A 25,527-nucleotide genomic window follows, 5' to 3' on the forward strand; every position below is an offset into this window, starting at 1 on the left:
GATTCGTCGCAAGTGATCTTGCCGTATCGGTCGATAACAAGAATCAATCAGGTTGATCAGCAAATAAGCATATTATAGAGCAATATTTCTGCATCAATTCGACTTGACGTTCGCAACGGGCAAACTAATCTGTCCACAGTCTGCACGTCATTCTGTCTCTTGCGCAATCGAAAAGGCAACCTGTGATCACGGCTCTCGACCACGGATCGCTTCAGGGGAGGTCTCCAATCGCGGAGACGCTGACGCTATCCGATCAGGTTCGACGTCATCTGCTCGAAATGATGACGACCGGGCTTTTGCGGCCGGGCGATCGGATCAACGAAGCGAGTTTGGCGCGGCGGTTGGGCATCAGCCGCAATCCCATTCGCGAGGCCGTCTCCGGATTGGCCGAACGGGGCTATCTCGTGGCTCTCCCGAGGCGTGGTCACTGCCTCCGACGCTTCGCGGGTGAGGATGTCGAGGATATTTTTTCGTTCCGTACCTGCGTCGAGTCCTTTGCGATCAGACAAGCCATGCCGCGCATCAGCAAGGCCGATCTCGTTGATCTCGAAGCGATTTTGGGCGAGATGATCGCCGCGGCAGGAGGCCACCGGGTCGGTGATGTTCGGCAATGGGACCTGACGTTTCATCGGCGTCTCTGCGAGATGTCGAACAACCGACAAACACTTCGAGCCTACGACGGGATCGAAACGGAAATGTCGATGCTGATCGCCTGCGTGGACCTCGAACAGGAGAGTCTGATGGAATCGGCACTGATTCATGTTCCGATTGTCGATGCGCTCCGGTCGGGTGATGTGGATGCCGCCGTGATCACGATGGAGCGGCATATTGCGTCGACCTGGGCCGACGTTCGGGACATCTACAAAAAGGTGAGCCTCGCGCATCCGGATTTCGCGGCGCTGCTGCCGACGACGCGTCCACCTGCAAGACCATCAACGCCCGCGCTCAAGCAAAAGGAGTTGGTGGAATGAAGTTTGCAAAGAACAGAATGTATGTCGAAAGCTACATCAAGTGTCACAATTGCGGGATCCTCATCTTCGAGGGATCGCTCGCCGATAAGGCCGAATCCGTGACGTCGAACGGAATTCGTTACTGTTCCGCGTGGTGCGTCTCCTGGGAAACGGAACGCACTGCGAGACTCGAAGCCGAAGTCGTCGCCAGCTAGGCGCCTTCTGTTTCTCGATCAGGTCAATTGAAGCTCAAGCCGACGCGGCGCGACAGCGTGTCCGTGAGCCGGAGGAGTGTGTCGTGCGACGGCCTCGTCGTATCGGCTTCGCCTGCAAGGCGCTGGCGCGTAATTGTCATGGAGGGTGAGATGAAGATCAAAGCATCGATACTGGGACTGGCTTGCAGCGTTTTCGTCTTAGGCGGCGTCCACAACGCGTCAGCGGCCGACGGGGTGACGATTGGTATGGCGGTGGCCTTCTCGGGCTGGATGGAGGCTTATGATGGCGAAGCCGCCAAAATGGCTCAATTGTGGATCGAGCAAACCAACGCGAAAGGCGGGCTACTCGGCCAGCCCATCAAGGTGATCTCGGGCGATACCAAGACCGACCGCGTCGAGGGCGCGAAGGTTGGCCAGGATCTCGTCAAGCAGGGCGCCAACCTGCTCCTCGTGTCGGCCGATTACGACTATGGCGCACCGGCCGCGCTTCAGGCGCAGAAAGCCAAAATCATATCGGTTTTCATGGGAGCGTCGGATCCGAAGGCGGGTGTGGTCGGGGTCGGGCCCTATTCGTTCACGGCCAACAACGCCGGCCAGCTCGAAGGCGCCATCATGGCGGATTGGGGCTACCAGAAGAAGAACTTGCGTAAGGGTTATATGCTGGTCGACGAGACGATCGAATATAACAAGTCGGTCTGCGCCGGCTATAATTGGTCGCTCAAGAACGACAAGGGCACGGTCGTCGGGCAGGATACGTTCAAGGGTCTCGACCCCACGATCAGCTCGCAGATCACGCGGTTGAGCGAAGCGATCCGCAACGATGGCGTCGATCACATCATGCTCTGCTCGACCAATCCCGGCGCTGCCAGCTCGGTGCGCCAACTGAGGGCCGCCGGCATTACCCTGCCGATCTTCAGCGCGACCGCGATGGATGGCACGTATTGGCTGAATTCGGTGCCGGGCCTGAAGGATTTCTACCTTCCATCGCAGGCCCTCGCGGTCAACGACCCGCGTCCCGCCGTGAACGAGATTTCGGCCGCCTTCGAGAAGAAGTTCGGCAAGCCGCCGACCACGCAATATGCCTATCCGATCTACGCGTTCCTTGATCTCTGGGCCAAAGCCGTGACCGAGGCGAAGACCACCGATGCGGCCATCGTGGTGGCCGAGATGAACAAGCTGAAGGATGCGCCGACAGTGCTCGGGCCACGCACCTTTACGCCGAAGCTGCATGTGCAGATCGACATGCCGATGTTCGTGATGTCCTACGCGGACAGCAAGGAAACGCCCGGCGAGGAATGGCGCATCAAGGACACGATCCCCGATGCGGTTCTCTACCGCTTGAAAGGGAACTGAGCCGGCTCACACCACAAATCCGCCGGCCTGCACGGGCCGGCGGAGACCTTGCCGCATCGCCGCGCTCCCCCTCATTGATCCACTTTCGCGAGAGCCATGACCCAGATCGCGACCCTGACGAGATTGTCGAAGGCCGACCCAGGCGACACCAATGCCTCGGAACTGACGGCCGACCGTTTGGCCGTCCGGTTCCAGGGCTTGGCCGCGATCGCCGACGTCAGCCTCACGGTTCAGCGCCACGAAGTTTTTGGTCTGATCGGCCCCAACGGGGCCGGCAAGACGACGCTGGTCAATTGCCTGACGGGCTTCCAGGCACCCACCGAAGGCCGCGTGCTCCTCGGTCGCGAAAGCACGGCGGGATGGTCGGCGGTCCGTTTTCGCGAGCGTGGCGTCGCCCGCACGTTTCAGGCCGGTCGGCTGTTCAAGGAGCTGTCGGTGCTCGAAAACGTCGAGGTCACGGGCGTCGGGCTCGGCCTTGGTCGGCGGGCCGCCGCGAGCCACGCGCAGGAGATGCTGGCCTGGGTCGGCCTGCCCGATAAAGCAAATGTATCGGCGGGGGCGCTCCCCTACACGGACCAGCGCCGGCTATCGATCGCCCGCGCCATGGTCCTATCGCCGGCCTTCGTGCTCCTCGATGAGCCGGCCGCCGGCATGTCGGATGCCGAATGCGAAGACCTGATGGTGCTGGTCGCGGCCATTCCGAAAACCTTCACCTGCGGGGTGCTGCTGATCGAACACAACATGCGGGTCGTGATGGGCATTTCGGATCGAATCCACGTGCTCGACGGCGGTCGCACGCTCGCCGAAGGAACGCCCGCCGAAATTCAGCGAGACGCGGCCGTGATGGCGGCCTATCTCGGGATGGAGGCCTGATGTCGGCTCTGCTGGAAGTCGATGGGCTCCACGTCCGTTATGGCGATCTGGCCGCCCTGCGGGGCATCTCGCTCCGGGTGAACGAAGGCGAGGTCGTCTGCATCATCGGCCCGAACGGCGCGGGTAAGTCGACGGCCCTGGCGGCGATCGCGGGTGGCGTGGCACCGTCGGCGGGCGAGATCCGCTTCGATGGCGAGAGCGTCGTCGGTCGTCGGCCGGAATATATCGCGCGGCGCCGCGTGTCGCTGGTGCCAGAGGGCCGGCATATCTTCGGCACCCTGACGGTCGAGGAGAACCTCCGGATCGGCGGCTATATGCGGGGCAATCGCCGCGAGGCGCTCGACGACATGGAGCGGCTTCTGATGATCTTTCCGCGGCTGCGGGAGCGTTTGACCTATCCGGCCGGCCGCCTGTCGGGGGGCGAGCAGCAGATGCTGGCGGTCGCCCGCGCCGTGATGACGCGGCCGAGGCTGTTGCTGGTCGACGAACCCTCGCTCGGTCTTGCGCCCCTGATCGTCGACCAGATCTACGAGACGCTGCTCGATCTCCGCAAGCGCGAGAACCTGACGCTGCTGATCAACGAGCAGAGTTCGACCCGCATCCTGAAACATGCCGATCGGATCTATGTGCTGCGCGGGGGCCAGGTGCAGCTCGACGGGCGCGCTGCCGATCTGCGCGACGGCGAAGCCATCAAACATGCCTATTTCGGCTTCGGGGCGTCGCAGACGACGGAGACTGCGGCATGATCCAATTCATCCAAAACCTCATCGACGCGGTGGCGCTCGGCAGCATCTATGCGCTCGTGGCGCTTGGCATCGGGCTGCTGTTCGGCATTCTGCGGCTGATCAACTTCGCCCATGGCGATATGATCACGATCGGCTGTTACGCGCTGATCGTTCCCTCGGCCGATGTGACCGCGCATCTCCTCATCGGCGGTTGGACACCCCTTGCGGTGATTCCCGCCATCGCGGTCATCGTGGTCGCGGCAGCCCTGCTGACCGAGGCGCTCGTGTTTCGCCCGCTGCGGCGGGCCTCGTCCCCGACCCTGATGATCGCCTCCTTTGCGGTCAGCTACATCATCCAGAACGGCATCCTGATCGCCTACGGCGCGCGTCCCAAGGCGGTCGACTTCTGGAGCGGCGCGAACACGCAAGTGATGATCGGCGACCTGCGGATCCCGATGCTGCAGCTTATCACGCTCACGGTCACGCTGGTTCTGATGGTGGGCTTGAGCCTGTTCCTCAAGCGCACATCCTATGGGGTGCAGATGCGGGCCGCGGCCGAAGATTTCAAAACGGCTCAATATCTCGGCGTGCGCGGCAATGTGGTGATCGGCCTCGCCTTCGCGATCAGCGGTATTCTGGCGGCGGCCGTGTCGCTGCTCACCATCACGCAATCCGGTTCGCTCACCAATACGATGGGGGTGCCGCTCGCGCTCTTCGCTTTCGTGGCTGTGGTGATCGGCGGCATGGGAAATCTCGTCGGCGCCGTCGCGGGCGGTTTCCTGATCGGCATCGTGCTGACCATGCTGCAGGCCTATCTGCCGCCAGAGCTTCGAGCCTTCCGCGACGCCTTCGCGTTCGCGTTCGTGATTCTGGTTTTGCTGGTGCGACCGAGCGGGTTGATCCCGGCCCGCAACATCATCGAACGCGTGTAGGCGAGACCCGGATATGCGCCAATTTCTCGCTCGCCATCAAACGCCGGTTCTGCTGATCGTCGCCCTGGCCGTGATCGCCGCTCTCACGGCGGTCATCGGTGCCGACGACATTCAGGTCACGCTGACCGAAATGCTGATCCGCGTCACCGTCGTGGTCGGGCTTTATGTCTTCATCGGCAATTCGGGCATCATCTCGTTCGGTCACATCGGTTTCATGTGTATCGGCGCCTATGCGGCCGCCTGGGCGACGGCGGAGCCGAGCTTCAAGGGCATCATGCTGCAAGGGCTCCCTAGCCTTTTGCAGGACAACCAATTCCCGTTCCCGGTCGCCATGGCGGGCGCCATCATCCTGCCGGCGCTGGTGGCGGCCTTGTTCGGCCTCGCGATCATGCGGCTCGCCGGCACGGCGGCCTCTATCGCGACCTTCGCGTTCCTGATCATCGTCAATAGCGTCTATTCGAACTGGGACTCGGTGACGGCCGGCGTCAGTTCGATCATCGGCATTCCGACCGTGGTCGGCCCCTGGACCGCCTTCTGGTTCGCGGCCGCCGCAATCCTCGCGGCCTATCTGTTCCAGATTTCGCGCTTCGGCCTGCTGCTCCGGGCCTCGCGCGAAGATGATGTCGCGGCGCGCGCGTCGGCGGTTCACACGATCCGAATGCGGCTGGCAGCCTTCGTGCTCAGCGCCGCGCTGGTCGGTGCGGGCGGCGGCCTCTATGCCCAGTTCCTCGGTATCCTCACGGTCGATCCGTTCTATCTCGGCCTCTCCTTCATCACGATCGCGATGCTGGTGGTCGGCGGCATGTCGAGCCTCACCGGCTCGGTTCTCGGCGTCGTGGTTGTGACCGCGATCGTCCAGGTGCTGCGTGTCTTCGAGCGCGGCATCCCCGTCGGCGGAACCACGTTGGCGCTTCCGGCCGGCAGCCAGGAACTCGGCCTCGGCATTCTACTCGCCGTCATCCTGATCTTCCGACCGAACGGGCTCAGCCGCGGTCGGGAACTGGTGGTTCTCCGGTCCGGGCCGGCCAAGGCCACCGACGGGGCCGTGTTGCTGACCAGCGATCCCAACACTCTCAACGCGAGATGAGTGCCATGAGCGAGCTCCTCCCCGCCGAAGCCCCGCCGACCGACAATCCGTTTGCTGCCGGTGCCGCCTATATCGATGGCCGCTACATGCCGATCGGTGAAGCCGCGATCCCGATCACCGATTGGGGCTATCGCCGATCAGACGTGACCTATGACGTGGTCGGCGTCTGGGACGGTCGGTTTTTCCGTCTCGACGAGCATCTCGCCCGCTTCCGCGCCTCCATGGACAAATTCCGGTTCAGCCCGGGCGAGAGTGATGCCGATATCAGAGCGGTTCTGCATCGCTGCGTCGCGCTGAGCGGTCTGCGGAACGCCTATGTGGCGATGGACTGCTTGCGGGGCCGGCCCGGGCCCGGCATGCCCTATCACCCGATCTATGCCCGCAACTACATCGCGGCCTTTGCGATTCCCTGGGTCTGGGTCATGGCCCCCGCCGTGCAGGAGCGCGGCGCCCATCTTGTGATCGCCGAAACGCTGCGGATTCCTCCGGATTCGGTCGACCCGACCGCCAAGAATTTCCATTGGGCCGATCTGACGCGCGGGCAATTCGAAGCCTCTGATCGGGATGCCGACTTCTGTCTCCTGCTCGATCGCGACGGCAATGTCACAGAAGGCCCAGGCTTCAACGTCTTTTTCGTGATCGACGGACGAGTGGTGACGCCGGATGCCGGCGTTCTTGAAGGCATCACGCGCCGCTCCGTCTTCGATCTCTGCGACGAGATGGACCTGCCCTGGGAAGCCCGACGTGTGTCGGCCGCCGAGGCGCGCGATGCGGACGAGATCTTCCTGTCGACGACGGCGGGCGGCATCATGCCGGCGGCACGTATCGATGGCTGCATCATGGGCAACGACCGGCCTGGCCCAATCTCGACGGGCTTGCGTGAGCGCTTCTGGTCGCGTCGGGCCGAGGGCTGGCACGGCACGCCGGTCGATTATTCCGCCGCAGATTGATGGGACCAAGGGGAGCAACGCCTATGCGATACCGCCTGGGAATCGATATCGGGGGGACCTTCACCGACTTCGTGGCCTATGACGAAGCCGGCAAGGCGTTGCGGGCCTGGAAGAACCTGTCGACCCCGCATGACCCGATCCAGGGGATCATGACCGGGCTCCGCAGCTTCGGCGAGATCGACGACATTTCGGGCATCCGGCTCGGCACGACGGTCGCGACCAACGCGCTGCTCGAAGGCAAGGGCGCCCGTGTGGCTTATGTGACGACGCGCGGGTTCCGGGACGTTCCCTTCATCGGGCGCGGGAACCGCATGCATCATTACGATCTCGCCTGGGTCAAACCGAAGCCATTCCTGCAGCGGCGGGACGCTTACGAGATCGACGAGCGGGTCGGCGCTTCCGGCGACATCCTATCGGGCCTCGATGAGGCCGGGGTCGAGGCGCTGGCCGACAGGCTCGCGGCCGACGGCGTCATCGAAGCGGTCGCGGTGGTCCTTTTGCATTCTTATCTGACGCCAGACCACGAAATTCGCATCAAGCAGATCTTCGCCGAACGTGCACCCGGCCTTCCAGTGTCGATTTCCTACGAGGTGCTGCCGAAGTGGAAGGAACACTTCCGGTCGTCGACCACGATCTGCGACGCCTTCATCAAGCCCGTGGTCGGCCGTCAGCTCGGCTCCATGCGCGCGGCGCTCGACCAGCAGGGCGTCGCCGCCAAGGTGGTCGTGATGCGCTCGAACGGCGGGGAAATGAGCCTCGACGCGGCCGTTGCGGCGCCCATCCAGATCGCGGTATCCGGACCGACCGGCGGTGTCATCGCGGCGAAGCGCACCGCCGAGGTGCTCGGCCTGCCAAATCTCGTGACGCTCGACATGGGCGGCACCTCGACGGACGTGTCGACGGTCGTGAATGGGAAGGAAAAGTTCACGACTGATTTTGAAATCGAATGGGGTCGGCCGATCCAGATCCCGATGATCGACATTCGCACCATCGGGGCAGGGGGCGGCTCGATCGCCCGCATCGACACGGGCGGCATGCTGGTGGTGGGGCCGGAGAGCGCCGGGGCGAACCCAGGTCCGGCCTGTTACGGTCGCGGTGGGACGCAGCCGACCGTGACGGATGCCAATGTGGTGCTGGGCCGGATCAGCGCCGCAAATTTCCTCGGCGGCTCGATGGGGCTCGACTCCGATGCGGCTCGGCGTGCCGTTGCGGCGCTTGCCGACCCGCTCGGGATGTCGATCGAGGCCACGGCGCATGCGATCGTCCGCATCGCCAACAACAACATGGTTGGCGCACTCCACACCGTGCTGACCGAGCAGGGTCTCGATCCGCGCGACTTCGTGCTGGTGGCTTTCGGCGGCGCCGGGCCGCCCCACGTCAGCGACCTCATGACCGAAGCCTCGATCCCGCGCGGCCTCGTGCCGAATTTCCCAGGTCAATTCTCGGCCTTCGGTTTCACCATGGCGGATGCGCGGGTCGATCGCTACCGAACCGTACAGCTCAACTCGCGCTTCTTCGACCGGAGACGGGCCGAAAATGCCATGACGGCCCTGGTGGCCGAATGCCGGGCCGAACTCGCGGCGCAAGGCCATCAAGACGTGACCATCACCCGAATGGTCGAGATGCGCTACCTCGGCCAGAATTACGAACTCGAGATCCCGGTCGACGCCGATCGTTTCGATGGCGAGGAGGTGGCGACCCTGCTGCAGGCGTTTCACGCCGGGCATGAGGCGCGCTTCGGCTTCCGGCTCGACGACGATATGGAGATCGTCAATTTTCTGGTGACAGGCGTTGCTCAGACCGGCGGCCTGTCGCTGCCGATCCTCCCCGACCACGACGGGGCGGCGGTGGCGGTCGGGACACGGCCGGTCTGGTTCAACAAAGGCTGGATCGAAACAGCGGTCTATCGTCGTGACGACCTTCGCGCGGGCCATACGATCGCGGGCCCGGCCGTGATCGAGGAAAGCGCCTCTGTGACGGTGCTCGACGGCGGCAAGACGCTGACGGTCGATCGCTATGGCAACCTCATGATCGCGGTCGACGACACCGCCTCGGTGGCGTGAGCCACGACCCTCGTTCCCGGAGTATAGCCATGGATATGGTGTCGTTGAACATCGTCGGAGGCATCCTCGTCTCGATCTGCCGCGACATGGGCGTAACGCTCATGCGCACCTCCTATTCGACCATCTTCAGCGAGTCGCTCGATTTCACCTGCGGCTTGGCGCTGCCGACCGGCGAGTTGATCGCGACGGGCGATTTTTGCCCCTCCATGATCGGCGGCATGCCGTTGCTGCTGCGATCCTGCGTGCAGGAGATCGCGCTCGACGAGCTCGAGGACGGCGACGTCCTGGTTCACAACGACCCCTATCGGGGCGGGCTGCACACGCCGGAGCACACGTTCTTCAAACCGGTTTTCGTCGACAAGACCCTGATCGGTTTCGCGGTCTCGATCGGCCACGTCTGCGAGGTCGGCGGCATGGCCCCGGCCGGCTTCGCGGGTGAGGCGACCGAAGTCTTTCACGAGGGGCTTCGCGTTCCCCCGATCAAGATCAAACGCGCCGGCAAGGACGTCGACGACATCTGGCGCCTGATGCTCGCGAACGTCAGAACGCCGCGATATAATTACGGCGATTTCCGCGCCCTCATCGCTGCGACCGATCTCGGTGAGCGGCGGATGGCCGACCTCGCCCGCAAACATGGCGCGGCATCCTTTGCCGAGCATGTCGGCGCCTTGATGGATTATTCCGAGCGCCGTATGCGGGCCGAGATCGCCAAGATCCCGGACGGGCGCTACCGCTTCCAGGACGTGATGGAAGACGACGGCATAGAAGATAAAGTCTATACGATCAAAGCTGAGGTGACGGTGGATGGCGACAGCCTCGTGGTCGACTATCACGGCAGTTCACCCCAGGCGAAAGGCCCGATCAACGCCACGCTCGGGGTGGCTTATGGGGCCGCCTACAACGCCCTGCTGCAACTCACGGACTCCACGATCCCGAAGAATTCCGGTTGCTTCCGCCCCATTCGCGTGCTCGCGCCCCCCGGTTCGATGGTCAACGTCAACTTTCCGGGTCCCTCGGTCGGTGGCAATACGGAAACCCATTGCCGCATCGCCAACGTCGTCATGGGTGCGCTCGCGCCCGGCCTGAAGGAACGCTCGGCCGCGACCGACGGCGCGACGCATAGCAACTTCCTCTTCGGTGGCACGGATCGGAAAACGGGGGAATTTTTCTGCTGCTACGATCTCACGCCGGTCGGCTGGGGCGGTCGCAGCTTCGCCGATGGTAATGACGCCGTTGGCGGCATCAACGGCAATTGCCCGCACATCCCCGTGGAGGTGTTCGAGTATCGCTTTCCCTGGCATGTCGAGGAATTCAAGCTGGTGGAGGGATCGGGCGGCCCCGGAGAGTTTCGCGGCGGATTGGGCCTGTCGAAGACCGTCCGCTGCACCGACACGGCGATGACCTTCAGCTACATGAGCGATCGCCAGAAGGTCAGCCCCTGGGGCATCCACGGCGGGCAAGAGGGCGGCCGTGCGGAGCTGTTCATCATGCGGAATGGCAGCCGGGATTGGCTCACGATCACGCAGGCGTTCAACAAAGTGTCGCCCAGCAAATTTGCTAACGTGCCGATCGCGCCTGGCGATCGGATCAAGATCACGTCCCCGGCCGGCGGCGGGTGGGGACTACCCGAGAAGCGCGATCCGGCCATGGTCGAGCGCGATCTTGCCAATGGTTTCATCACGCTGGAGCAAGCCCGCTCGGTCTATGGCAGAATAGAAGCAGCCTAAAACCCCGCGAGTCGGCTTGCCGACGCGTCACTTCTCTCAATCGGACAGATCATGACCCTCTTGCCCAATTCCGCCCAGGCCCGCGACGTCGCTTATCTGCTGCATCCCGCCACCAATGCCCGCAAACATGAGAAGACGGGACCGATCGTCATGTCGCGGGGTGAGGGCATCTACGTCTACGATGATGCGGGCAAGCGCTATCTCGAGGCGATGGCGGGCTTGTGGAGCGTCGCTGTCGGGTTCGGCGAACCCCGCCTCGTCGAGGCCGCCACCCGGCAACTCGGCCGGTTGCCGTACTATCACAGCTTTTCGGGCAAATCCTCCGAGCCCACCATCGATCTTGCCGAGCGGCTGATCACGATGTCGCCCAAGGGGCTCGATCGCGTCTTCTTCACCAACTCGGGGTCGGAGGCCAATGATACGGTCATCAAGCTCGTGTGGTTTTACAATAACGCGATCGGCAGGCCGGAGAAGAAGAAGTTCATCGCCCGGCAGGGCGGCTATCACGGCATCACGATCGCGTCCGGCAGTCTGACGGGGTTGCCGGCGAACCATCGCGGCTTCGACCTGCCGCTACCGCAGATGAAGCACGTCACTTGTCCGCATCATTATCGGTATGCCGAAGCGGGTGAGAGCGAGGAAGCCTTCGCGGACCGGCTGGCGGCCGAACTCGAAGCCAGAATCATCGAGGAAGGACCTGAGACGGTCGCGGCCTTCATCGGCGAGCCGCTGATCGGCGCCGGCGGCGTGCTGCCTCCGCCCGCGACCTATTGGGAGAAAGTGCAGGCGGTCTGTCGTCGCCATGACGTGCTGGTGGTCGCCGACGAGGTCATCAACGGCTTCGGCCGCCTCGGAACGATGTTCGCCTGCGAGCATTACGGCATCACGCCCGACATTCTGGTGCTGTCCAAGCAACTCACCTCATCCTATCTGCCCCTGGCGGCGGTGTTGTTCAGCGACGCGATCTACCAGGGCGTCGCCGACGGGTCCGACAAGCTCGGCACCTTCGGGCACGGCTTCACGGCCAGCGGCCACCCGGTCGCGACCGCCGTCGCGATGGAAAACCTCGACATCATCGAGGAGCGCGGGCTCGTCGCCCATGCGGCGGAGGTCGGGGCTTACATGCAGGCTAAACTGCGACCCTTCGCGTCTCACCCGCTGGTTGGCGAAGTGCGCGGCGTCGGTCTCATCGCGGGTGTCGAACTGGTGGCCGACAAGGCCACCAAGGCCCGTTTCGAGCCCGGCCGCGTCGGCCCGTATTTGTATGGTCGCGGCCACGAGCATGGGCTGGTGATCCGGGCCGTGGGCGACACGATCTGCTTCTGCCCGCCGCTGATCACCACCGAAGCGCAAATCGACGAGATGATCGCGATGTTCTCGGTCTGCCTCGACGAGACCGCGGCTTGGGTCGAAGCCGGCATGCCGGCGTGACACGCACCGCAAACCGCTACTGAGGGAGCCAAGCCATGTGCGTCGCCTGCCTGATCGACGAAGCCACCAAAGCGAAGATCATCGCCTATGGGGCCAAGTTTCACGAGGTGACGCAAAGCCCTTACGGCAAGGGCGACCAGATCGGGATGCTGAACCTGATCGACGGGCGATCCCGCTCGGCTATCCTGAGCCGGGCGGATGCCTCGACGATGTTCGATCTCTCTGTCGATCACTTCGTCGGCATGCCCGGCTGGTTCGGTGCCGGCGATCAGCCCTACCAGATCTGGATGACCCACACGCCACAGGGCGAAATCGTCGCCAATACGATGGGGGTCAGCGACGCTGCGAACCAACTCGTCGCTTATTCGGGCGATAGCATTTCGATGTACACGCATTGCGGCACGCATATCGATACGTTCAATCACTTCGGCTACAACGGCGCGATCTTCAACGGCTTTACGGCCAAGGATCATCTCGGCAGTCGCGCCTGGCAGAAATGCGGCCCTGAAAAGCATCCGCCGATCCTGGCGCGCGGCCTGTTGCTCGATGTCGCGGGGCTACATGGGGTCCAAACGCTGCCGCCGAGCCATGCGGTCGGGCAAGCCGACATCGAAGGATGCCTCAAACATCAAGGTAGCGAACTGAGGCCGGGCGATGTCGTGCTGATCCGCACCGGCCAGATGAACCTCTGGCCCGACATGGCTTTCACCAACGCTACGCCCGGTCTCAACCGCGAGGGGGCCGAATATCTCGCGAGGGCCGGCGCCATCATGATCGGGGCCGATAATCTGACACTGGAGCAGACGCCCTCGGCGCATCCGCTCAACTTCTTCCCGGTCCATACCTATCTGCTGGCCGAAGCCGGTATTCCGATCCTCGAAATGGCATGGCTCGAGGAACTCGCGGCCGCAAAGCTGTATGAATTTGCCTTCTTTGGCGCCTGCATCAAGCTGCGCGGCGCGACCGGCGCACCGATGCGGCCGGTCGCTATGCCGCTCTCCTAAAAGGGTTGGCGGTCAGAGCTTCAGGGAGGTTGCGAGCGCCGGCCAACCGCCGATAAAACTATCGCGGGCCCGCACGCCGGGCGTCGATGCCTGTTTCTGATCGTCCTGATCGAGCCGGGCGAAGACCAGCTTGCGGCCGGCTTTCTCGATCCAGCCGACATACCATCCGTAGCCTCGCGCCTCATTGAAGCTGCCGTCTGGGTTACGCGGAAAGGCGGCTCCGGTCTTGCCGTGCGCCGTCCAACCATCAGGAGCGGGCGTGGCCTCGACGATCTGCATGGTTTTGTCGATCGCGGTCGGCGCGACGGGGAGTTCGTGGTTCACGAGGTGTCGCAGGAAGGCGATCTGCTCGACCGGCGAGACTTTGAGGGACGACATGATCCAGGACCGATCGAGCCCGTTGTCTCGACCGGGATCGCCCGAGACGTCGGCGTTGCCGAAACCGAAGCGGGAGGCATAGTCGGTCACCCGTGCGGCGCCGAGCTGGTGCATCACTCGCTGCGAGTACCAGACGACAGAATATTTCAGCCATCGCGTCGGGTCGGTCGGCTGTTTCCAAGCCTCGCCGCCCCAATCCGGATCGCCCTGCTTGAACGCATAGACCGGCGCATGCGCGTCCTGCACCACGCCCGAGTCGAACCCCATAACCGAGAGGGGGATCTTGAAGGTCGAGGCCGGCGTGACGCGCGTGCGGCAATCGCCTTGTTCGAGCAAAACCTTCCCGTCGGCCGCATCCGCCACAACTGTGCAAAGCGTCGTGGCGGAGGCGGGACTAGACGCAACCCCCATCGAGAAAGTCAATCTGAGCCGAGTCAATCGCTTCACGCTAAACGCTCCTGTTTCCACCGGGGGTCTGACAGGACTCTGCGGAAACTCTATGGCTCACGGCTGGCTCAGACGACATGTTTTAAAGGCCGGCAAGAGCCACGTATTTCAGCTCCAGATAGGCATCGATGCCATGGTGAGACCCCTCGCGGCCCAGGCCCGATTGCTTGACGCCGCCGAACGGGGCCACTTCATTGGCGATCGCACCCGTGTTGACGCCCACCATGCCGGACTGGAGCGCCTCGGCCGTGCGGAAGATCCGGCCCATATCCTTGGCGTAGAAATACGACGCGAGGCCGAATTCGGACGCGTTTGCCATGGCGATCACGTCGGCCTCGTCCTTGAACGCGATGATCGGTGCGAGCGGCGCGAAGGTCTCTTCCCGCGTCACGATCATGTCCTGGGTGACGCCCGTCACGACGGTGGGCTCAAACATGGTGGGGGCGAGCGGCGAGCGTTTGCCTCCGGACAGAATGCGAGCGCCTTTGCCGACCGCATCGGCCAGGTGCCGTTCCATCTTGACGACGGCCCGTTCGTCGATCAACGGACCGAGCGACACCCCAGCCTCCGAGCCGCGCCCGAGCTTCAGCTTGGCGACGCGATCGAGCAGTTTCTGCGTGAAGGCCTCGACGACACCCTCTTGCACATAGATGCGGTTGGCGCAGACGCAGGTCTGGCCGGCATTGCGGAACTTCGACAAAAGCGCGCCATCGGCTGCGGCATCGAGGTCGGCATCGTCGAACACGATGAAGGGCGCATTGCCGCCGAGCTCGAGCGATAGGCGCTTAATCGTGTCGGCCCCCTCGCGCATCAACCAGCGGCCGACATTGGTCGACCCCGTGAAGGTGATCTTCGCGACCGTCGGGTTCTTGCAGACCTCGGTCCCGAACGCGACCGCGTCGGTGGTCGTCACAACCGAGAAAGCGCCCTTCGGAACGCCGGCCCGCTCGCCCAGAAGCGCCAGCGCCAGTGCCGACAGGGGTGTCAGTTCGGAGGGCTTGAGCACCATCGTGCACCCTGCCGCGAGCGCCGGCCCGACCTTGCGGGTGATCATGCCGTTGGGAAAATTCCACGGCGTAATGGCGGCGCAGACCCCGACGGGTTGCTTCAGCACGAGAATGCGCTGTCCGGCATTCGGCCCGGGGATGATCTCGCCGTCGATGCGCTTGGCTTCCTCGGCGAACCATTCGAGGTAGGCAGCATTCGATACGACCTCGCCCTTCGCTTCTGACAGCGGCTTGCCCTGTTCGGCCGTCAGAATCGCAGCGAGATCGTCCGCATTGGCGATGACGAGATCGAACCAGCGCTTCAGCACATTGGCGCGCTCCTTGGCGGGCCGTTTCGCCCAATCGGCTCGAACCTCGGCGGCCATGTCGATCGCGCGGCGTGTATCCTCCACACCGAGATCGGGCAGCGTTGCCAGAACTGCGCCGTCGAACGGATCGGTGACCGTGAAGGTCTTGTGCTCGGCCGAAATCCACTCGCCCGCCACATAGGCTTTGTCGATCAGCAGCGAGGGGTCGTTGAGCGACAGCGCGGAAGCAGAAGGTGTTTTGACGGCAAGCGACATGATGAAACCTTGCTGGACAGGGCGGAACGCATGGCGCCGCCGGTTAGCATCGAACCCGCCTCAAGCCGGGATGGCATGAGCCGGCGTAGCCTCTTCGAACAAACGAGCCGCGATCATGCGGGCGATCGGGATAGCTGATGTCGCGGCCGGCGACGGAGCGTTGCACACATGCAGTGATCGTGCGCTTTGGAGAAACAGGAAATCGTGGATCAGCTCGCCGCTCCGCCTGACCGCTTGGGCACGTATCCCAGCGGGATAGGGTCGCAAATCCGAAATGTCCAGACCGGGGCAATATTTGCGACACTCTGCGAGATAACCTCGTCGCCACAGAGAGTTGCGGAATTCACGGAGGCCGGACGACAGGTTCTGCCGCAGCGTTCGCCACAAGCCTGGGAAGGCGAACATCTCTGCACAATCGCGCAGGTCGACCGACAGGGGCGCGTAGCCCTCACGCGAGAAGCCAAGCACCGCGTTCGGTCCGACCGTGATGGTGCCGTCGGCCATGCGGGTCAGGTGGATGCCGAGAAACGGCAGGGTTGGGTCCGGCACGGGATAGATCAGATGCCGCACAAGGGTCGATTTCTCCGGTGGCAACACGAAATATTCGCCGCGGAACGGGATGATTTGGAAATCGATGTCAAGGCCCGCGAGCCGCGCCAATCGGTCGGATTGCAGACCCGCGCAGACGACGAGATGCCCCGCTTCGATCAGGTCGTTCGCGGTCGTGATCCGAACGACGGTCTCCTCTTCGGCGATCCCCGTCACGCGTTCGCCGAAGCGGAGGTCGGCGCCTCGCGCGACGAGCTCGTCGGCCATGCGTCGGCAGACGAGCCGGTAATCGACGATCCCGGTCGCGTGGACCTTCAACGCACCGAGACCGACGATGGCGGGCTCGGTCTCGCGTAGTCCTGTCGCTGAAAGCTGCGTCACCGCGATATCATTCTCGGCCGCGCGCTTCCGGAGCGTCTCCATTCTCTCGAGCTCCAGCATCGTGGTGGCGACGATGAGCTTGCCGCATGGCTCGACCGGAACGCCATTCTCACGGCAAAACAGCTGGGTCGCGTCCGCCCCCTCGCGGCAGAGGCGGGCCTTCAGACTGCCCGGCGCATAATAGATGCCGGAGTGGATGACGCCGCTGTTATGCCCCGTCTGGTGGCGGGCGACACCCGCTTCCTTTTCGAGCAGCACCAGCGAGGCCCCAGGATGGCGGAGCAGCAGCTCCCGCGCCGTCGCGAGACCCACGATGCCCCCACCGATGATGCAGAAGTCAAACCGCATGGCGGAGCGCTCCCGCATACGCCTGACCCGCCAGATAGGCGGAGACGGGAGCGAGCCCGTCCGCGATGTCGTCGCGCAGCGCCAGCGCAATCGCGGTCGGGTCGGAGGCCCTCAGCGCCCGCAGGATCGCCCCATGATGGTTACGATCGACCGCCATCCGCTCGCGGCTGCTGGCGAGGATCAGCGGGCCGATGCGAAGCCAAAGCCCCTCGATGATGTCCACCAGCACCGGCATTCCGGCGAGTGCATAAATGGCGAAGTGGAAATTGCGATGCAGGCGAAGATACCGGTCGGGCTTGCCACGTTCGGCCGCCGTGAGGTCGTCGAACAGGGCCGCAACCGCCCCGACGTCCTGCACCGACGCCCGGATCGCGGCTTGCTCGCACGCGAGCGCCTCGACACGGATGCGCGTCAACAGGATATCGCGGAAGGTCGCGACGGCGAGAACCGGGATGCGGAAAGCGCGGTTGGGCAAGGTTTCCAGTGCCCCATCGGACCGCAGCCGCGCCAAGGCCTCGCGCACCGGCATCGGGCTCATGCCCAGCTGAACCGCGAGAGGGCGAATATTGAGATGCGCCCCGGGCGCGAAAGCACCGGACAAGATCGCCTCCCGCAACACACGATAGGCCCGCAGATTCAGGCCGTCGTCGCTCGCGGTCGCTCGCGCGTCGTTTTGAAAGGGAGCGAGGTCGACCGCGTCGGGATCGACGATCGGAGAGGCCGTTCGGAGGACCGCCAGGATCGCGCCTTTACTGTGAATCGGGTTGTCGACTGAGATCACAAGACTACAGGCGGCTGCCAGCCTTGACAATGTCGGCTCCTGCGTCGCCCTCATCGATCATCCTCGCCGTCGACAGTTTTGCCCGCGTCCGTCCCTTTGTCAGCACCGCAAGTCCTGCTCTTGATAGACGCTATTTGCTGTGATCTCAGCTTAAGTCCGATTACGATAGCTGGACCGATGATGCGGAAGACACGAAACAGAGCGGGCGAGCATTCATGACGGGCCTCGACGCGCTCGGGCCGACGCTGGAGGTCGCCGCTCGCGCGCTGACGACCGCGCCTCCCCAGATCGATCCGCGCGCGGCTGAAGCAACGCTTCGGGACCACTATGGCCTCGTCGGCAACGTGACGCTGTTGTCCGGCGAACGTGACCGCAACTTTCTCGTCGAACTGCGGGATGGCGCCCGGCGGATCCTGAAATTCTACAATGATGCAGATGATGCGGCGACGCGCGACATGCAGCACGGGGCTTTGCTGCACATCGAGCGGAGCGCGACGCGTTGCCCGGTGCCGCGCTTGTTTCGCACCCTGGATGGCGAGGTTCACTGCACCGCGCGCATCGCGGGGTGCTTACAGACCGGCATTCTGATTTCGCTGATCGAGGGCGAGCAGGTGCAGGCTGAACGATCGACCGCCGCGCTACGGCGTGACCTTGGCCGGTCCGCCGCCCTGGTCGATGCAGCGCTCGCGACCTTCGAGCATCCGCAGGGCCGCCGGGTTCTGCTGTGGGATCTGATGCGGGTCGATCGCCTTTTGCCGATCACCAGGATGGTCGAGGATCGGACGCGGCGGGACTGGATCGTCGCTTTCATGGCTCGGTTCGTCGACGAGATCCGTCCGCGCGCCGCGGCGCTGCCCTGGCAGATCATCCACAACGACATGAGTGGCAGTAACGTCATGGTGGCGGGACACGCGCCGTCCGTCGTGGCCGGCATCATCGATTTCGGCGACATGGTCCATGCGCCGCGCATCAACGAGATCGCGGTCGCGTCGAGCTATTTCGTTTCGATGGAGCACGATCCGGTCGCAGCGATCGGCGACATCGTTGCAGGATACGACGCGCAACTGCCCTTTACTGAGGCGGAGGTGACGCTCCTTTACGACCTCATCCTCGGGCGGCTGACGACGCGCGTGCTGCTCAATCAATGGCGGGTCCGGCTCTTCCCCGACAACCGGCACTATATCCTGCGGACCTACGAGAGTGCATGCCGGTTGCTGGATGGCTTCGCGGCCCGCGACAGCCACAAGGATCGCGACGCGATCCTCAAGGGATGGGATCGGCGACGATCGGCTGAAACTGCCGGCTAGGCCGCCGTCCGGCCTCGGCGCTCCGCCGTTCCCGCCACGTCGAGCGCCAGACTATCGTCGTCGATGCGTCCACTCAGGCTTACGCCATAGATCGAGCCGGCGCGCTCGAGCGTCTCCCAGCCTTCCAGGACGTCATGCAGGACGCGACGTGGATCGCGCTCGTGCGGATGGCCATAGCCACCGCCCGCCGCATGCCGACCCTCGACCATCTCGCCTTCCTTTAGGGTGAGCACCACGATGTTGGGGAGAGGCTCGATGGTGCCGTCGAGGCGCACCAGACGATGTTCGGCACTGGCGCCGGGCAAGCCGCCGCGCGCGCCTTTGGCGGGAAAATGCGTGCCGTCGCAAGGCCAGATCGCCTCCATGCGGGTGCATCGGGAAATGTAGCCGGTCTCCATCGATGGCGCGCCGCGAAAGCGACCCGCGCCTCCCGTGCCCGGAATCAGACGGACATATTGGACGTCCATCGGATGCTTCAACTCGTCGATCTCGACGGAATCGCGATACATCAGGCCGGCCGCGACCGGCAGTCCATAGGTGACCCATCCATCGGCCATGGCACTCGCCGGGCCACCCGAATTGGTGAGGAAGAGCTGATTGACGAACGGGCTGTCGCCGAGGCGCGGATCGCGCCCCGATACCACGGCGCAGCCCGCCCCCATGCCGACGCCGCCTTCGGCCAGCCCCCAGCCGTCGCCGATCTGTGCGAAGGCGGCCTGGACGATGTTGACCATCCGGTCCGAGACGTTGGTGGTGGCGAGCGAGCAACTGCTCGGGAAGACCGCGCCGCCGCAGACCGAGCCCTTGCGGATATGCAACCGAATGCGGCTGAACGACCCTGAATTGCGCGGCACGTCCGCGTCGATCGAATTGAAGATGCCGGCCATCACCGACGCGCCGGCGCACGCTTCGCTTTGGTTGAAGCCGCACGCGACGGTATCGCCGTTGTCGCGCAGATCGACGTCGATATAGCCCGTGTCCGGATCGATCGTGAGGCTCACCTGAAGCGGGATGCCATCCGGAAGCAGCGTGCCGAACGGGTCGTGATTGCCGGAATTATGCAGCCTCACGGCCGGAAGGGTCTTGATGGCCGCGACCATGCGCTGCTCGGCATAAGTCATCCAGTGCTGGATGAACGCCTTGATGGTGGCCTTGCCGTATTTGTCACAGAGCTCCTTCAGACGGCGCTCGCCGATGCGGGCGGAGCCGATCCCGGCCAGAAAGTCCCCGTACCACTGATCGGGGACGCGGATGCGCGAGCGGCACATCCGCACCACATCGTCGACCATCTCGTAATTCGACTGGATTTTCACGGCCGGAAAGATCAGCGCGCCTTCCTCATACTGGTCGCGCGCGCCGGCCATATAGGTGGTCGGCAACGAATTGCCGATATCGGCCTGATGCGCCTTGGCGACCGTGGTGAACATGTGTTCGCCATCGACGAAGACCGGGACCAGAAAGGCGTGATCGCCCGCGTGGCTGTTGCCGCTATAGGGATCGTTATGGAGGTAGCAATCTCCTTCGCGCAGGGTCGCTCCCGCATTCTCGGTCATAGTGCGGGCCTGCATGTGGCTGCCGAAGATATGGATCGGCAGGCCTTCGGCAGAGGCGAGAAGTTGGTTGTCGCCTGTACAGATCGAGCAGGAGAAGTCGCGTGCGCTGTTGATGACGCCGGATCGGGCGGCGCGCAGCAGCGTGTTGGTCATCTCGCGGATGATGCCATCAACCCGGTTCGCGAGGATGGCGGTCATGTAGGGATCGAAGCCCTCGATGGTGTCTGTCATGATCGCGCCTCAGTGAATGTTGAGCCGGTAATGACCGGTGCTGCCGACGTGGACCGACATGGTCGGATAGACCACGAGCGTCGTGGTCGGCTCTTCGATGATGGCGGGTCCCGCAATCGTGTGGCCGGGATGAATGTTCGATGCTTTGTAGATCGGGGTATCGACCGGCTCGGCTTCGCCGAAGAAGCAGCGGCGATGACCGGATGGGGTCGGGGTCCCGCTCGCGACGACACTGACGTGCCGCGTCGCGGGCGCATCGAGCTTGATGGTCAGGCGCACCTTCCAACTCACGGTCTCGACCGCACTTCCGAGATCCTTCACCGCGAAGATGCGATCGTGCAGGGCGTGGAAATTCTCGGTGTAGGAGGTGAGGTCCTCCTGGCTCCGAAACCGCCGTGATGGCAGGGGCGTGTCCGGGAATGGGGTATCGAGTTCCCACACCTGTGCCTGGTAACGAGCCTCGCCATAGAATTCGAGGCTGGATTCTCCGACCTGTCCGGGAAGCTTGTCGCGGACGCCGAGAACGCGGGCCTCGAGCATGTCGAGCAGCGCGTTGACGCGCTCGAAGTCGAACCGGTTCGACAGGCTGTAGAGGCTGCCGACCTCTTCCGCCACGATATCCGCATATTGCATGCCGGCCGCCGAGAGCGCCGAGGCGGTCTTCGGCAGCACCACATGGTCGCAGCCCAGCTCCTTGGCGATCAGCATGATGTTCATGCCGGCGGCCCCGCCACCCGCCACGATGCTGCTTTCACGCGGGTTGATGCCTTCGTTGATGGTCACGTCCACGATCGCCCGCATCATCAGGTCGCCGGCCAGCGTCAGGATGCGCCAGGCGGTCTCCTCGATCGTGAGCTTGAGGGTCGCGGACACCTCGATCATCGCCTGCCGCGCCGCGCCCATATCCAGCGTCATGCGGCCGCCGAGGAAATAATCCGGATCGAAATAGCCGAGCACCGCAGCGGCGTCCGAGACGGTCGGCAGCGTGCCGCCCCGCCCATAGCAAGCCGGACCCGGTATCGCGCCAGCGGATTGCGGGCCGACCCGCATCAGGCCGCCGTCGTCGATCCAGGCGATGGACCCGCCCCCCGCACCGACCGACCGCATGTCGACCGCCGCGATGCCGAGAAGGTCGCCGGTGTAGCGAGGGCCGAGCCAAGTGTCGCGGTTATAGGTCAGACTGCCGCCGCGGACGACGCCGACATCGAAGGTGGTGCCGCCCGTGTCGCAAATGATGACATCCTCACCCAACCCCTCCATGCGCGAATAGGTGATGCCGGCGATGGGCGCCATGGCGGGCCCGGATCCGATCGTGAAGATCGGGCGCTCGACGAGAGCCGCGATGGAATTGCACCCGCCCGCCGCGGTGCTGACGAAGATGTTGCCACGATATCCGGCCGCCCCGAGATCGGATTCGAGCTCGCGCAAGTGGCGTTGCATCAACGGTTTCAGGGAGGCGTCGATCGCGGTCGCCGAGGCGCGGCGGTATTCGCGCATGATCGGGATCAGACGCGACGATAAACTATAGGGGACGCCCGGCAGCCTCTCTTCGATCAGGGTGCCGACGGCTTCCTCATGAGCGGGGTTGAGCACCGACCAGAGAAAACACACCGCAATGGCTTGAAAGTCACGGCTCTTCAGCGTGTCCAGGGTCTCGCGCACCTGATCGATGTCGATCGGTGTCAGGATGGCGCCGGAGGAGCCGACGCGCTCGTCGATCTCGAACGTGTAGCGGCGGGGAATGTAGGGTTCGGGATAGTCCTGGCTGAAATCATGCGGGCGGAACTTGCCGCCTTCCTTCAGCACCAACGTATCGGGAAAGCCACGCGTCGTGAGGAATGCAGTCTTGGCCACCGTCTTGGTCACGATCGCGTTGGTGGCGCGTGTCGTGCCATAGATCAGGATGTCGGCCTCGGCCAGCAGATGCTCGAAGGAGAGGTTTATCTGCTCGGCCGCGGCCGTGATGGCGCCGCGCATGCCCTCGAAGATGCGGTCCGGAGTCGTCAGCGCCTTGCCGATCGTGAAGGCGCCGCTCGGGTCGCTGACCACGACATCCGTAAACGTGCCGCCGGTATCGACCGAAATCTTGAAGCTCATCGTCGCCCACCTCGGACACTCTCATGGCGAACCGAGCTCGCCAAAACCGTCATCGACCCCATGCTAGTCAGGGATGCGGCACATGGTCTTGCCGATGCGTGCACAAAAGCTTGGACGCCAGCGCCAAAGCCGGCCTCAGTAAGTCATTCGTCGGGCGCGACTTTCGCTTGGTGAGTGACCGAACTTGGCCTTGAAGGCGCGGGAAAAATGCGCCTGATCGCTGTAGCCGACCCGATAGGCGAGGCTTGCGATGGAGCCGCCGCCCGTGGGAGCGCGCTGCAGCAGGTGGTTGGCCAGATCGAGACGTCGGTCGCGGATATATTGTCCCCCCGTCGACCCGGCATCGTGAAACAGGCGGTGGAGATAGCGCAGCGATAGCCCGCAGGCGCGTGCTACCTCGCCAAGCGACAAGTCCGGATCGCTGAGATGCTCTTCGATGTGACGGTCGACGCGTGCGAGATGCCCGGCTTTGACGCAGGACAGCGACGAGCCGAGCGCCTTGGGCTCACCCTCAAGCGCAAGCGCCAGAAGATCGAGGAGGTGCGGCCCAAGGCGGGGCAGCAGGCGTTCGGGATCGCGTGCGATCCGCGCGGCCGCAAGCGTGAGGACATCCACGAACATGCCCCCGAGCCCATTCCGGCCGTCGACAACCGTCGCAAACGCGCTTCGGAGATCGTGGACACGATCGCGGAGCGCATCCTCATTCGCCCGAAACACCAAAAGCTTCGAAGAGATTGCCTGGGCAAAGACGTAAGGCTCGTCGCTGGCTTCGATCACGAAGCCGCCGGTTCCGCAAACCGCCTGTCGGTTGAATTGCGAAAAGTCGATACGACCCTCGATCGGGACCGTCACGAGAATCCGCGCCGCGTGGCTTCCGCAACTCTCGCGCCGTCGCCGATACATGACCGGCGTTGATTGCAGGATCGACACTCCAAAGGCCCCGAATTCCCAACTTCCAAGCACGCCCTCGAACGACTGGGAGGTCGGACTGGAAAGATCGAGGTCGAAATAGGTTTTGGACACGAGGCTTTGCCACGATCCGAGCGACTGCGTGCGAGACGAACCCGAAGGCTGCGGGAGGATCGACATGGCTGAAGGTCCTGTATGGCGACGTCTCGAGACCGCCTTCTCGACCCTGCCAGGATTGCAAGCGACATGCCACCGAAGCCGCCGCGCAACGTCGCATAACCAACATAGGAGAATGACAAGGTCGACCGTATCGCTAACGTCGTCGGCGTTTACGGGGCTGTATCGACTGTCGGATCGACCGATTCGGAGATCCTCAACCGTCATCCTCTTGTGAAGGTTGACCCGGCTCGGATGTCGTCGAAAACGCGAGTTTACAGCCAGTATGGCGCGGTTCCGTTTAGGATCAAGCGCTCGGGCGACATCGAGATCATGCTGATCACCTCGCGGGACACCGGGCGCTGGATCGTTCCGAAGGGTTGGCCGATTTCCAAGCTTAAGCCGCGGCAGGTGGCGGCCCAGGAGGCGTGGGAAGAGGCGGGGCTGAGGGGCAAGATCGTCGGCAAGGCGCCGCTCGGTCATTATCTCTATAGCAAGGCGATGGAGGATGAGCCGCCGCTCACCTGCAAACTGACGCTATTCGCGCTGCACGTTTCGCGACAGCGGAAATCCTGGCCTGAAAAGGGGCAGCGGAAAACGGCTTGGTTCGACGTCACGACCGCCGCAGCAACCGTAAGAGAGCCAGAACTCGCTGCGATCATTGCGGGGGTTCCTCGCATGATCGAGTCGCAGCGTCCCAATTCGGCGGGGAAAAAAACGGATAACCCGGCGGAGCCGATCATCTCGGACGTCGATCGTCCCATCGGTAAGGCAAAGCCCCGTCAACGCTGACAGAGGATGACCTCGCTGTCGGTGATCACGACGTCGACCGGTTCATCGTGACGCTCGACAGGGATCGCCGGTTGTTCTTGCACCGCATAAGCGACGCCGATCGCACGAACGCTCTTGCGTCGCCGCATCGCCCGTAAGGTGCTGTCGACGTTCCCGGCACCATAGCCAAGACGTTGTCCCAGCCGATCGAAGGCGGCGAGTGGAACGAAAAGAACGTCTGGATCGACGTCTGGCGCATCGTCCAAGGGCTCGTAGATCCCCATCGGGCCTGCCACGAGTCGGTCTCCCGGCGCCCATCGCCGATAGATGAGGGGCGCTCCGTGCGACCAGTCCACCGGCAGCACGAGCGGAATGCCCGCCGCGTGCAGAACCAAGGCTAACGGCATCGCATCCGGTTCGCTGCCGATGGGGACATAGAGCGAGGTCACCGGCCTCGAGACGGTGGGTGAGAAGTCCGAGACGAAGGATGGTCCGATCCGAGAGAGGCGCGACGCAAAGGCGTTGCGCGACGCATCGTCCAAGGCGTCGCGGTCTCGCAACGCCTTGCTGCGAAGCTCAGCTTTGCTTGGCTCCATGAATGCTCCCCGTCCTGACCGGTCGCGAAGCCCCGCACGATGGGCGGGACCGCTCCGATGGCAGCAATCTAGACGTGCGGCCGGGTGACGTCGACGTCAATCCGGCAGGAGCGCGAGGTTACAGCCGCAAACGACGGATCGCT

At 63.7% G+C, this 25,527-nt stretch carries 21 protein-coding genes; 13 read left to right on the forward strand and 8 right to left on the reverse strand.

Annotation, left to right across the window (positions count from 1 at the left end):
- Positions 1-281: 281 nt before the first annotated feature.
- From LGH83_RS19995 to LGH83_RS15405, 11 genes are all read left to right on the forward strand, one after another.
- On the forward strand, positions 282-971 hold the full coding sequence (locus LGH83_RS19995; RefSeq protein ID WP_413771157.1) for a GntR family transcriptional regulator: 690 nt from the start codon (positions 282-284) through the stop codon (positions 969-971).
- A 344-nt stretch (positions 972-1,315) separates the two neighbouring features.
- On the forward strand, positions 1,316-2,518 hold the full coding sequence (locus LGH83_RS15360; protein ID WP_227399407.1) for an ABC transporter substrate-binding protein: 1,203 nt from the start codon (positions 1,316-1,318) through the stop codon (positions 2,516-2,518).
- A 96-nt stretch (positions 2,519-2,614) separates the two neighbouring features.
- Entirely contained in the window at positions 2,615-3,391 is a 777-nt protein-coding gene (locus tag LGH83_RS15365) for an ABC transporter ATP-binding protein (RefSeq protein WP_227399408.1), read from the forward strand.
- Positions 3,391-4,137, forward strand: coding sequence for an ABC transporter ATP-binding protein (locus tag LGH83_RS15370; RefSeq protein ID WP_227399409.1), 747 nt, complete (start codon positions 3,391-3,393; stop codon positions 4,135-4,137). Before LGH83_RS15365 ends, LGH83_RS15370 begins: the two co-directional genes overlap by 1 nt.
- Positions 4,134-5,048 (forward strand): branched-chain amino acid ABC transporter permease, encoded by a 915-nt coding sequence (locus LGH83_RS15375; RefSeq protein WP_131113494.1) that lies wholly within the window; start codon positions 4,134-4,136, stop codon positions 5,046-5,048. Before LGH83_RS15370 ends, LGH83_RS15375 begins: the two co-directional genes overlap by 4 nt.
- Positions 5,049-5,061: 13 nt before the next feature.
- Positions 5,062-6,135, forward strand: a complete 1,074-nt coding sequence (locus LGH83_RS15380) for a branched-chain amino acid ABC transporter permease (RefSeq protein WP_227399410.1) — start codon at positions 5,062-5,064, stop codon at positions 6,133-6,135.
- Positions 6,136-6,140: 5 nt separating this feature from the next.
- Positions 6,141-7,085 carry an aminotransferase class IV gene (locus LGH83_RS15385; RefSeq protein ID WP_227399411.1) on the forward strand — a complete coding sequence of 315 codons (945 nt, stop codon included), beginning with the start codon at positions 6,141-6,143 and terminating at the stop codon, positions 7,083-7,085.
- Between the two features lie 23 nt (positions 7,086-7,108).
- Positions 7,109-9,148 carry a hydantoinase/oxoprolinase family protein gene (locus tag LGH83_RS15390; protein ID WP_227399412.1) on the forward strand — a complete coding sequence of 680 codons (2,040 nt, stop codon included), beginning with the start codon at positions 7,109-7,111 and terminating at the stop codon, positions 9,146-9,148.
- A 29-nt stretch (positions 9,149-9,177) separates the two neighbouring features.
- Positions 9,178-10,875 carry a hydantoinase B/oxoprolinase family protein gene (locus tag LGH83_RS15395; RefSeq protein WP_227399413.1) on the forward strand — a complete coding sequence of 566 codons (1,698 nt, stop codon included), beginning with the start codon at positions 9,178-9,180 and terminating at the stop codon, positions 10,873-10,875.
- Between the two features lie 51 nt (positions 10,876-10,926).
- Complete coding sequence (locus LGH83_RS15400) at positions 10,927-12,306, forward strand: aspartate aminotransferase family protein (RefSeq protein WP_227399414.1); 1,380 nt, start codon at positions 10,927-10,929, stop codon at positions 12,304-12,306.
- A 35-nt stretch (positions 12,307-12,341) separates the two neighbouring features.
- Positions 12,342-13,310, forward strand: coding sequence for a cyclase family protein (locus LGH83_RS15405; protein WP_227399415.1), 969 nt, complete (start codon positions 12,342-12,344; stop codon positions 13,308-13,310).
- Between the two features lie 12 nt (positions 13,311-13,322).
- Here LGH83_RS15405 and blaOXA read toward each other — a convergent pair whose 3' ends face one another.
- From blaOXA to LGH83_RS15425, 4 genes are all read right to left on the reverse strand, one after another.
- Positions 13,323-14,126: a class D beta-lactamase gene (gene blaOXA, locus LGH83_RS15410; protein WP_413771158.1), complete on the reverse strand. Its 804-nt coding sequence runs from the start codon at positions 14,124-14,126 to the stop codon at positions 13,323-13,325.
- Between the two features lie 91 nt (positions 14,127-14,217).
- Entirely contained in the window at positions 14,218-15,705 is a 1,488-nt protein-coding gene (locus tag LGH83_RS15415; protein ID WP_227399417.1) for an NAD-dependent succinate-semialdehyde dehydrogenase, read from the reverse strand.
- Between the two features lie 60 nt (positions 15,706-15,765).
- Complete coding sequence (gene lhgO, locus LGH83_RS15420) at positions 15,766-17,001, reverse strand: L-2-hydroxyglutarate oxidase (protein WP_227399418.1); 1,236 nt, start codon at positions 16,999-17,001, stop codon at positions 15,766-15,768.
- Positions 16,973-17,818 (reverse strand): GntR family transcriptional regulator, encoded by an 846-nt coding sequence (locus LGH83_RS15425; RefSeq protein ID WP_227399419.1) that lies wholly within the window; start codon positions 17,816-17,818, stop codon positions 16,973-16,975. The genes lhgO and LGH83_RS15425 overlap by 29 nt, the downstream gene beginning before the upstream one ends.
- A gap of 161 nt (positions 17,819-17,979) precedes the next feature.
- Between LGH83_RS15425 and LGH83_RS15430 the strand changes: the two genes are divergently transcribed.
- Positions 17,980-19,071 carry a phosphotransferase gene (locus LGH83_RS15430; protein WP_227399420.1) on the forward strand — a complete coding sequence of 364 codons (1,092 nt, stop codon included), beginning with the start codon at positions 17,980-17,982 and terminating at the stop codon, positions 19,069-19,071.
- Here the strand turns inward: LGH83_RS15430 and LGH83_RS15435 are convergent.
- The 3 genes from LGH83_RS15435 to LGH83_RS15445 form a co-directional block, all read right to left on the reverse strand.
- The gene (locus tag LGH83_RS15435) at positions 19,068-20,855 is read right to left on the reverse strand and encodes a hydantoinase B/oxoprolinase family protein (RefSeq protein ID WP_227399421.1); all 1,788 of its coding nucleotides are present in this window, start codon (positions 20,853-20,855) and stop codon (positions 19,068-19,070) included. The two genes, LGH83_RS15430 and LGH83_RS15435, sit on opposite strands and share 4 nt — an antisense overlap.
- A 9-nt stretch (positions 20,856-20,864) precedes the next feature.
- The gene (locus LGH83_RS15440; protein WP_227399422.1) at positions 20,865-22,952 is read right to left on the reverse strand and encodes a hydantoinase/oxoprolinase family protein; all 2,088 of its coding nucleotides are present in this window, start codon (positions 22,950-22,952) and stop codon (positions 20,865-20,867) included.
- 135 nt (positions 22,953-23,087) lie between these two features.
- Positions 23,088-24,041 (reverse strand): AraC family transcriptional regulator, encoded by a 954-nt coding sequence (locus tag LGH83_RS15445; RefSeq protein WP_227399423.1) that lies wholly within the window; start codon positions 24,039-24,041, stop codon positions 23,088-23,090.
- Positions 24,042-24,272: 231 nt separating this feature from the next.
- Between LGH83_RS15445 and LGH83_RS15450 the strand changes: the two genes are divergently transcribed.
- Positions 24,273-24,809, forward strand: a complete 537-nt coding sequence (locus LGH83_RS15450; protein ID WP_227399424.1) for an NUDIX hydrolase — start codon at positions 24,273-24,275, stop codon at positions 24,807-24,809.
- On the opposite strand, the gene LGH83_RS15455 is transcribed toward LGH83_RS15450, so the two are convergent.
- On the reverse strand, positions 24,800-25,384 hold the full coding sequence (locus LGH83_RS15455) for a 5-formyltetrahydrofolate cyclo-ligase (RefSeq protein WP_227399425.1): 585 nt from the start codon (positions 25,382-25,384) through the stop codon (positions 24,800-24,802). The genes LGH83_RS15450 and LGH83_RS15455 overlap by 10 nt on opposite strands.
- Between the last annotated feature and the right edge of the window lie 143 nt (positions 25,385-25,527).

This window comes from Lichenihabitans sp. PAMC28606 (genome assembly GCF_020616535.1).
Lineage (GTDB): Bacteria > Pseudomonadota > Alphaproteobacteria > Rhizobiales > Beijerinckiaceae > Lichenihabitans > Lichenihabitans psoromatis.